Source organism: Bacillus sp. S4, from assembly GCF_040838205.1.
GTDB lineage: Bacteria > Bacillota > Bacilli > Bacillales > Bacillaceae_G > Bacillus_A > Bacillus_A cereus_U.
The window spans coordinates 1-9,374 of sequence record NZ_JBFPJI010000129.1 but is presented as its reverse complement, the minus strand read 5'-3'; the positions used below and the strand labels follow the sequence as shown (position 1 = coordinate 9,374).

Below are 9,374 nucleotides of genomic sequence, written 5' to 3'. Positions count from 1 at the left end.
GGAGTTTAGTTGCATAAGAGGAATAGATAAAAAAATGTCGAATTTATTTATTTGTTGAAATTGAGGACTTGGAGGATACATTTTGAAGAAATATGAGTTTAAAAATAACATTCCAACATTGGAAGAGTACAAATATTTGTGCGAGTCTGTTGGATGGACTAATTATATGAATTTTGAAGTGGTGGAAACATCACTAAAGAATTCTATCCACTGCATCACAGTCAAAGATAATGAACAAATTGTGGGCATGGGGAGAATTGTTGGTGATGGGGCTATCTATTTCTATATTCAAGATATAGTGGTTCATCCAGATTATCAGAAAAATGGTATTGGGAAAAAAATAATGCATATCTTGGTTGAATACTTAAATCAGAATGCCCCTGATAAGGCGTTTGTCGGTTTGTTTGCATCGCAAGGTAAAGAATCTTTCTATGAAAAATATGATTTTAAAGATTACTCACCAAACATGACGGGGATGTTTACTGTCATTTCAAAAAAATAAACATAATAGATTTTTAATTATACGTCGTCAATATTAAAGAAATTGTTCTCGCAGTAACCCTTTTATTATTAAGCTAAAAGGATGCTTATCTTAAATAAGATCTTCCACGATTGGGTGTGAATATTAAATAAGAAAGGACAGTACATAGTATATATACTGTCCTTTAATTTATCTAACTTTTTTTAATTTTGATCTTGAATTGTATTTCTTAATAAAATTTCACTACATCTTCAGTAGGTAAGAATGTTCTTTCCCCTGGTTGTTCATTTGGCTCACCAAATGGCATTTGTCCTACTAAGCTCCACTCTGCTGGTATGTTCCAAGTTGCTTTCACTTCAGCATCTACGATTGGATTGTAATGTTGTAATGACGCTCCAATTCCTTCAGCAGATAATAGCATCCACACAGTATGTTGTAACATTGCATTACCTTGATGAGACCAGAATGGGAATTGATCTTTATATAACGGTGCATTTTCTTGCATTTTTTCTACAGTTGCTTGATCTTCAAAGAATAAAACTGTACCTACACCTGTATGGAAACCTTTTAGTCTTTCTACAGTCGCTTCAAAGTTTTCTGCTGGTACGCGTGATCTAAGCGTTTCTTTTACGATATCCCAAAACTTTTCATGCTCTCCATCCATTAATACAACCATACGGCCACTTTGCATATTAAAAGATGTTGGTGCGTGTAAAGCTGTTTTTAAAACTTCTTCAATTCTTTCCTTTGTAATTGTAGCGTTTTTTGTTACTTTACGAATTGAACGACGGTTCACGATTGCTTCTTTTAAGTTTGTTGTAGTTGCTGACATTTTAATTCCTCCAAATATATGTTTTATTATTTTTATTTAAACAAATCAACTTGATTCTTTCATGCAAAACGAATTAGCAATATCCATCCGTATTACATTGCATACCTTCAAATGAATTTGTTTTATCCTTTTCGATTTCTTTATCAATTACTCTTTGTAACGTTTCTTTACTAGCAAGCCCTTGAATGACTTCATCACCAATCATGACAGTTGGTACCGCCATAATATTCGCTTCATCATATGCATGCTGAATTGCTTCTTGATGTTTTTCTTTATATTTTCGATTTACTAAAGCATCTTTAAATTCAGCTTCAGGAAGCCCTACTTCTACCGCTAGTTTTGTTAACACATCAATATCTTCAATGTTTTGTTCTTCTTGGAAAAATGCGGTGAATACGCGGTGATGATACTCATTTCCTAGTCCACGTTCTTTCGCAAATTCACATCCTTCAAAAGCTAAATGTGTATATGGATGCGGTGAAACACGTGGCAGACGCATTTCAACCCCTAATTTTTTTGCAGTAGGAAGAATGAAAGAATCCCATGAACCTAACTTATCTGGCTCATTCCAAGGATCTATTTTAGAATATGGACTTGGACGCAATTCAAATGGCATCCATTCGATTTCCACATCTTTCTCTTTCGCTACTTCATCTAATGGACCTTTTGCTAAAAAGCAAAACGGACATATAAAATCTGAGTATACTTTCATTTTCACAGCCATATTATTTGCACCTTACCTTCTTTTTATTTTCAGATGTAACCATGACAGTTACAATTTTAAGAAAAAAATATGCATTCTCTTTTAGAGACTTGCGATTATCATATTATGCATTCATTTTTTGTTGTAAAGATTCAAATAACTGCCCCATCGTAATATTTCTCAAAACTTCTTCCATCGCGGATTGTGCTTGAATTAAAATAACTTCTAACACCGCTTGAATATTCGCTCCAATTGGGCAATCTGGATTCGGTTGCTCGTGAAAATGAAATAGTTTGTCTTCTTCTACTACATTCACTGCATGATACACATCTAACAATGTGATTTCATGTAAATCCTTTAATAATCCCGCGCCACCTGGTCCGCGATTTACATAAACAAATCCAGATTGTTTCAAGTAAGACATTATTTTACGAATGACTACCGGATTTGTATTTACACTTTCGGCCATATAGTCCGAAGTGCAAACTGAAGATGGATTGTTTTTTAAAATAGATAAAATATGAACAGCTATAGAAAAGCGGCTACTAATTTTCATCGTAATCACCACCCGATGTAATCATTATAGTTACAACCGAAAAATAAGTCAATCCTTTTTATAGATTTTTTATAAGCAAATTAAAAAAGTGTCCCATTATGATATATGAGACACCTCTTTTTATTCTGCAAATAACTCTTGGAATTCTTCAATAAATAGCTGTACAGCGAGTGAAGAATCCTTTAATGAAGGAACAGCTAAAGCAATTTCTCTCCATACTTGTGGTTCCAATTCACTCGTTTGTATATTCTTTGGTAAACTCGTTAAAGATAACTCAGCCAAAATTGCGATTCCCAATCCTTCTTGAATCATATTTAAAGCTGTTGTAACTGTCGAAATTACATATTCAGCCCGAAGTGGTACGTTCGCTTGTTTAAACATATCAATAATGGGAGGTTCATATCCACCCTTACATAATATGATTGGTTCATTCTCTAAATCACTTATTGTAATAGATTTCTTCTTACACAAAGGATGATCCTCTCTTAAGACAACAACCATTTTCCCCTTCGTTAAGGGCACGATCTCCATATCTTTATTAGGCAAAATAACAATTCCGATATCAATTACTCGTGATAATAGCCAATCTTCTACTTCTTTAAGTGTACCTTCGCAAAGAACTAATTCTAAATTCGGATACTTTTCACGAAAGATATTAATCATTTTAGGTAAGAAATATGCTGAAGCACTCGGAAAACTCCCGATTCGAATCGTTCCAACTTCATGCCCCTTCTCCATCGCAACTTCTTGCTCAATCTTCTCCACACCGTTCAAAATTTCTCTAATATGTACAAGAATTCGGTTTCCCACCTCTGTAACGATTAGCCCTTTTCGTTTATCACGTATAAGAATGGTAACCCCTAATTCTGACTCAATGCTTGAAATTGCATGACTTACAGCTGGTTGCGTCATATTCAACATCCCAGCAGCCTTCGTAAAACTTCCTAATTCAACCGTTTTAATTAAAACTTGAAGTTGTGTAATGGTCATAACTAATTACTTATACTCCCCATAAAAAAGATTCATTTTATTTATTACACTCGATATCATATCATAGGGAAATGAATTACAACAAGGAGGTCTTACAGTGACACAGCTTTCTCGAACTAAAGCGACAATAATCCTTACATTTCTCGTTATTATGTGGGGAATTAATTGGCCGTTATCTAAATTCGCTCTGCATTACACACCACCCGTACTCTTTGCAGGGATTAGAACTTTAATAGGAGGATTTATCTTACTTATTTTCGCATTACCGAAATACAAACAGTTAAATTTAAAGGAAACTTGGCATTTATACTTTATTTCATCTTTACTCAATATTATTTTGTTTTACGGACTACAAACTGTCGGACTTCAATACATGCCCGCCGGACTCTTCTCCGCAATCGTATTTCTCCAACCTGTCTTACTCGGCATTTTCTCATGGATTTGGCTTGAAGAGGCAATGTATGGCTTGAAAATTTTCGGACTTATTCTTGGATTTATTGGTGTTGGGGTTATTAGCTCTAGTAGTTTAACTGGACATATTTCTATTATCGGTGTACTACTTGCTTTAGGATGCGCTATCGGCTGGGCACTCGGCACAGTATTTATTAAGAAAACTGGACACCGCGTTAATGCCATTTGGATGGTAACACTTCAGCTTATTATTGGCGGATTTTGCTTAATCGGATTTGGTTCAGAATTTGAGAGCTGGTCTAACATCGCTTGGAGTATACCATTTGTAAGTGTACTACTCTTTATTTCATTCTTCGTTATTGCAATGGGGTGGCTTGCTTACTTCACACTTGTAGGAGCTGGTGAGGCAAGTAAAGTTGGGGCTTATACATTCCTTATCCCTCTTATCGCTATTATTGTAAGTTCAATTTTCTTACATGAGGCCATTACAATTAGCTTATTCATCGGACTATTATTTATTGTGGTGAGTATTTGTTTTGTGAATATAAAGCCGAAAACACTTGCTGTAAGGCAGCAAGTTGAAGTGAAATAAATAAACGTGAAAAAGAAGCCTACTGCTTGTAGGCTCTTTCTTATACCTTACTTTTTACGACGTACTACAAAAACAAACGTACCCACCGAAGATACAATCGCTAAAACTGATAACACAATTGCTATTGTTGATATATTACTTGTACCTTCATTTTTTTCCACACTAGATACTTCTCCATGTTCTCCAGTTAAGGACGTACCTTTTGCAATTGTAGTAACTGAATGCGGTTTTTCAGCTTTCTCATCGCCTGTCCATTCAACAATTTCTCCGTCTTTATATTGTTGATATGCATCCCAAGCTATTTTTTGTTCTTTATCTGGGTTTTTAGCAACGAAAGTAAATCGTTGGAACTGACCAGATAAAATCCCTTCCCCTGTCGCTTCCCATACTACAGTTTTAACTTTTCCAGCTCCATCTTTTTGCTCTTCCACTTTCCATCCTGACACTGGTTCATACTGTTGAAACTCAACGCCGGACGGTATTTTTAGTGTGACTTTTGTTGTTGCCACATTTTTTTCAACTGGTACCTTTATTGTGTAGGTTTCCCATGAGTTAGCATCCGAAGTTGCTGGTTGCACAGTTACGTGAGCACTAACAGGTAACGAAAAAATCCCCATTGCAATTATTGTCGCTATCATTGTTGTTCCTATTTTTTTTATACGTCTCATTTTCTTTTACTCCTTTTCATACATAACTTCTGTTTATCCCGCTATTTGTGGGCAGTAAGACTCCCACCTCAAAATTCAGCTGGAGCAAAGAAGTTAGGTGGGAGATCAACTGCCCGTAAAAGCCCGATTGGTGAAGGCTAATAATCAGTGGGGGATGGACAAAACCCCCACTGATTAAAGTTTCACTTTATCTGCCGCCTACAATAAATTTAAAATCTGTATCGAAACTATCAAGAGATTTTGTTAATCCATGAACATGTATATTCCAGTTTCCTGTCATGTTAATATACATCCCTTCCGTTTCATATTCTCCCGGTGTAACTACCGAAACTTTAAATGAACCTTTGCCCATATTCATATCTAACGATTGAGTCGTCAATACAATTTGTTCCATATCAGTAACAGGCTGTCCGTTCTCATCCTTTAAAGTAATATGGAATGTATTTTGTCCTACCTTATTAGGACTTACATTTAGAGTAAGTTCATAGCCATTATCTAATTGCTTACTCTCTGTATATGGTCCAGTAGGGGGCATCGGCGGGGTTTGTACATTTGTCATAAAGGCTACGATTACAAAAACGATAATTCCAATGATAAACTCTACTTTCACCGTAGCTCCTAACCTTTGCTGCGCTCGCATTCTCCCTTTCACATAATGAATAATTCCCAATATCCCCATACACACGAATAAAAGTATCTTTGCTAATAAGGCCAATCCATACTTCGTATCAAATAGGGAATGGATCGTGGGAATAAAAAATGTACCGTTAAAAAGACCCGTTAATAAAATCACTATGACAGCACCTGTTGCCCACGGTGAAAAACGCTTAATCGCATCCCAATACATAGTCCACTTGTCATCCGCTTTACGTAAAAGAAGAACAATCGATGATAGCCCCCCAATCCATAACGAAGCTGCGAATAAATGTAGAAAGTCCATAACGACAGCAATTTCTTTAAACTTTAATCCATATGCATGACTATTGAAGGCTTTCATAACAAGTAACCCAATAAATAATACAATTGGAATGCTCCATACTTTAAACGACGAAAGCTTCTCACGCTTCACCGCAAAATATGTAACAATTATAAGCGTACTAATAAGAGCCATTTGAGTTATCCATACATAACCAAAAACAGATAGCTGTAATGTTTCTTTTAATAATAGTGGATCGAATGCTTCTAACCATGAAACATCAGCATTTATTTTCGCCTGCAATGGTAGATTGAATAGTAAACTAATAAATATCCCAAATAATGATATCCATATTATTCTCTTACTCCTTGATTGAACTGGGGTTGCATTCCCTTTATACATAATAAGATTAAAGAATAGAACTCCTAAAAATAGTGAGAAACTTGTATATAGAACCCCATGTTCCATGATCATATCGATTTGCGGAACATAGCCCATCTCTTCTACTTGTATATCATCTGTTCCCGCTTCTGCTAATCCAATCCGGAATGGAATAACTCCTTGAATCGGATGCCCGTCAGCTGAAATAGCTTTCCACTGAATAGAGTAAAGACCATTTTTGAGATTCTCTTTTAACCCAGCTTCTAATAATTTTTTGTTTTTCTTATCAATATGAGCATCTTTTAAATCTACTCTTTTACCGGAGGTATCTCTTACGAACAATGTATTAAAACTTGAAACTTGTATGTCCTCATCGAATTCAATTTTCACAATAGATGGTGCTTTCTTCAACGTTTCATTTTCAGTAGGGTTTGATTTCACAACATACGCATGAGCAGATGTGCTTTTTGGTATCAATATGATAAACACGCACGCTATTAATAGCCATGCCCCTAACCTTCGCATTACTTTCACAATCATTTCACTTCTTTCTTTTTCGTCACTACACTTTCATTACTTTTACTTCCCAAGTTTTATTTCTTGATAAACTATTAATCTGATTAAGTATAAGGATCTATTTAGTATCACTCTCTATTTATTCCTCACCTCTATACTTCCAATATAATAGTAGCTACCTTCATAGATATTACTAATATTTTTAAAGTTGATTATCATTATAGCATAAAATATATTTATGTAAGTTTCTAAAGAAGAAAAGTTATCGTGAATCATTTGTGAAAAAAATGTGAAATAAACTCCCATATAAAGAGAAATACACAAATTAAAAAGGTGTTACGTTATTACGTAACACCTTTTCTGAAGGATAAACTTCCTTTACTTCTCTTCCGGATAATCACAATACTCAATGATTGTTCCCTCTGTATCCGCTGGGTTAAGATAAATTAATCGTCTACCATGTTTATTAATTCGAAGGGTATGCTCTAACGTTCGAATGCCTTGTTCCTTTAATTCTTCTAAAGCTACATCTAAATCATCTACACGATACGCAACATGATGGACACCTTTCCCTTTTTGCTTTATAAATCGTGCTATTGGAGAAGTTGTATTATTCGTTGGCGCAAGTAATTCGATTCTATCACCATCAACTTCAAGAATAGCTACTTCGCTTTCAACACCGGGTGCTTCACTTACGTATCGATCTATTAAAGTTCCTGATAAAACCTTTTTATAAAAATGTATCGTACTATCTATATCACGAACTGCGATGCCGATATGATCAATTGTTTTTTTCATTTCATTTCCCCTACTACTTTATTTTTTCTCATTATTAATAGTAACAAAAAAAGTTATAGAATCAAATTCTATAACTTTTTAAATTCAACCTATTTTCTTATTCGCACTAGCTGCTGGTTGAACTTGATTTTTCGCTTTTAAAATGCTAATGCCATATCCGATAAATCCACCGATAATCGCTGGGAAGATCCAGCCTAATCCTACTTCCTGCATCGGAAGGAATTTAGTGAACACACGGCTTACTACTTCAATGTTAACTCCAGCTGCACTTAATCCATCAAATAAGCTGATGATAAACGTTACGATTAAACTCACTTGATAAACTTCAGCTCTTCCTTTGAATAATGAGTGGAAGAATGTTAAGAAAATCAACACGATTGCTAGTGGATAAATTGCTGTTAATACTGGAACAGAAACTGCGATTAATTGCGTTAATCCAACATTTGCAACAATAGCACTAAACACACATAACGTAATTGCAATTGCTTTGTAAGGAACATTTGGAAATAACTTATGGAAGAATGAAGAGCATGCTGATACAAGTCCCACACTTGTTGTTAAACAAGCAACTGTAATCATTAACCCTAATAATACTCCGCCATATGATCCGAAATAGTAGTTAGAAACTTTTGCTAATACTTCTCCGCCGTTTTCTAAATGTCCAAGCTTCGCAACGCTTGAAGCTCCCATATAAGAAAGAGCTGTATAAATAATTGCTAAAATAGATGCAGCGATCAGTGTTGCTTTTGCACAAACAACCATAATTTGTGTTTTCGTTTTCGCACCTTTTTCTTTAATTGCATTAATGATGATGATTCCGAATACGAATGATGCAAGCGTGTCCATCGTTAAGTATCCTTCTTGGAATCCTTTAAAGAATGCATGTGATGTATAAGCTTCCACTGGTGCTTGCATATCTCCAATCGGATGAATAAAAGCAACGATTACTAAAATACCGATGAATGTCAATTTAATTGGCGTTAATATTTTCCCAACAATATCGACAATTTTCGCAGGATTTAGCGAAAAAAAACAAGTGATGCTAAAGAATATAATTGTGAAAAGAATTAAAGGTGTAGAACCTAATCCCTCTGGCATAAAAGGCTTAAGACCAATTTCATAAGAAACATTTCCTGTTCTTGGTATTGCAAATAACGGACCGATTGCTAAGTATAAAACTGTTGTAAACACAATCCCAAACACTGGGTGAGCACGACTTGCTAATGACTGTAAATCATCTTTACCTGAAAAACCAAATGCTAATACACCTAGTAATGGTAAACCTACTCCTGTTACTAAAAATCCAGCGTTAGCAATCCATACATTCTCTCCTGCCGATTGACCTAGCATAGCTGGGAAAATTAAATTTCCTGCTCCAAAAAATAGTGCAAATAACATTAATCCAATAACTACTATGAACGAAAACGGTACTTTATTCGCCATAATATAACCCCCCATTCAAATTTCCTTATCTCATTTTCCAATTTTAACTAATTGAATTTTCTGAATATTTAATTTAAGTATCAACTA

The 9,374-nt window shown here is 35.0% G+C and carries 10 protein-coding genes; 2 read left to right on the top strand and 8 right to left on the bottom strand.

Features of this window, described 5'->3' with window-relative positions:
* Positions 1 to 82 precede the first annotated feature (82 nt).
* The gene (locus AB3X48_RS13520) at positions 83 to 502 is read left to right on the top strand and encodes a GNAT family N-acetyltransferase (RefSeq protein ID WP_002158298.1); all 420 of its coding nucleotides are present in this window, start codon (positions 83 to 85) and stop codon (positions 500 to 502) included.
* 208 nt (positions 503 to 710) lie between these two features.
* On the opposite strand, the gene AB3X48_RS13515 is transcribed toward AB3X48_RS13520, so the two are convergent.
* The 4 genes from AB3X48_RS13515 to AB3X48_RS13500 all read right to left on the bottom strand — a co-directional run bounded on the left by AB3X48_RS13515 (position 711) and on the right by AB3X48_RS13500 (position 3,562).
* Positions 711 to 1,313, bottom strand: a complete 603-nt coding sequence (locus AB3X48_RS13515) for a nitroreductase family protein (RefSeq protein WP_016104541.1) — start codon at positions 1,311 to 1,313, stop codon at positions 711 to 713.
* A gap of 73 nt (positions 1,314 to 1,386) precedes the next feature.
* A complete protein-coding gene (locus tag AB3X48_RS13510; protein WP_016104540.1) occupies positions 1,387 to 2,037 on the bottom strand; it encodes a DsbA family oxidoreductase in 651 nt (216 codons plus the stop codon).
* 103 nt (positions 2,038 to 2,140) lie between these two features.
* The gene (locus tag AB3X48_RS13505) at positions 2,141 to 2,572 is read right to left on the bottom strand and encodes an Rrf2 family transcriptional regulator (RefSeq protein ID WP_002148752.1); all 432 of its coding nucleotides are present in this window, start codon (positions 2,570 to 2,572) and stop codon (positions 2,141 to 2,143) included.
* 120 nt (positions 2,573 to 2,692) lie between these two features.
* A complete protein-coding gene (locus AB3X48_RS13500; protein WP_016104539.1) occupies positions 2,693 to 3,562 on the bottom strand; it encodes a LysR family transcriptional regulator in 870 nt (289 codons plus the stop codon).
* Positions 3,563 to 3,659: 97 nt separating this feature from the next.
* Between AB3X48_RS13500 and AB3X48_RS13495 the strand changes: the two genes are divergently transcribed.
* Positions 3,660 to 4,565, top strand: a complete 906-nt coding sequence (locus tag AB3X48_RS13495) for a DMT family transporter (RefSeq protein ID WP_002148757.1) — start codon at positions 3,660 to 3,662, stop codon at positions 4,563 to 4,565.
* 47 nt (positions 4,566 to 4,612) lie between these two features.
* Here AB3X48_RS13495 and AB3X48_RS13490 read toward each other — a convergent pair whose 3' ends face one another.
* The 4 genes from AB3X48_RS13490 to brnQ all read right to left on the bottom strand — a co-directional run bounded on the left by AB3X48_RS13490 (position 4,613) and on the right by brnQ (position 9,287).
* Complete coding sequence (locus tag AB3X48_RS13490; protein ID WP_016104538.1) at positions 4,613 to 5,233, bottom strand: YcnI family copper-binding membrane protein; 621 nt, start codon at positions 5,231 to 5,233, stop codon at positions 4,613 to 4,615.
* A gap of 187 nt (positions 5,234 to 5,420) precedes the next feature.
* Positions 5,421 to 7,070 carry a copper resistance CopC/CopD family protein gene (locus AB3X48_RS13485; protein WP_256415940.1) on the bottom strand — a complete coding sequence of 550 codons (1,650 nt, stop codon included), beginning with the start codon at positions 7,068 to 7,070 and terminating at the stop codon, positions 5,421 to 5,423.
* A 354-nt stretch (positions 7,071 to 7,424) separates the two neighbouring features.
* Positions 7,425 to 7,844 carry a VOC family protein gene (locus tag AB3X48_RS13480; protein ID WP_002202379.1) on the bottom strand — a complete coding sequence of 140 codons (420 nt, stop codon included), beginning with the start codon at positions 7,842 to 7,844 and terminating at the stop codon, positions 7,425 to 7,427.
* Positions 7,845 to 7,928: 84 nt separating this feature from the next.
* Positions 7,929 to 9,287 carry a branched-chain amino acid transport system II carrier protein gene (gene brnQ, locus AB3X48_RS13475; RefSeq protein WP_002158307.1) on the bottom strand — a complete coding sequence of 453 codons (1,359 nt, stop codon included), beginning with the start codon at positions 9,285 to 9,287 and terminating at the stop codon, positions 7,929 to 7,931.
* Positions 9,288 to 9,374 lie beyond the last annotated feature (87 nt).

Excerpts from the sequence above, each read along its gene's own strand:
- AB3X48_RS13515 (WP_016104541.1), bottom strand. The coding sequence starts at position 1,313 with ATGTCAGCAACTACAACAAACTTAAAAGAAGCAATCGTGAACCGTCGT.
- AB3X48_RS13510 (WP_016104540.1), bottom strand. The coding sequence starts at position 2,037 with ATGGCTGTGAAAATGAAAGTATACTCAGATTTTATATGTCCGTTTTGC.
- AB3X48_RS13505 (WP_002148752.1), bottom strand. The coding sequence starts at position 2,572 with ATGAAAATTAGTAGCCGCTTTTCTATAGCTGTTCATATTTTATCTATT.
- AB3X48_RS13500 (WP_016104539.1), bottom strand. The coding sequence starts at position 3,562 with ATGACCATTACACAACTTCAAGTTTTAATTAAAACGGTTGAATTAGGA.
- AB3X48_RS13490 (WP_016104538.1), bottom strand. The coding sequence starts at position 5,233 with ATGAGACGTATAAAAAAAATAGGAACAACAATGATAGCGACAATAATT.
- AB3X48_RS13485 (WP_256415940.1), bottom strand. The coding sequence starts at position 7,070 with ATGATTGTGAAAGTAATGCGAAGGTTAGGGGCATGGCTATTAATAGCG.
- AB3X48_RS13480 (WP_002202379.1), bottom strand. The coding sequence starts at position 7,844 with ATGAAAAAAACAATTGATCATATCGGCATCGCAGTTCGTGATATAGAT.
- brnQ (WP_002158307.1), bottom strand. The coding sequence starts at position 9,287 with ATGGCGAATAAAGTACCGTTTTCGTTCATAGTAGTTATTGGATTAATG.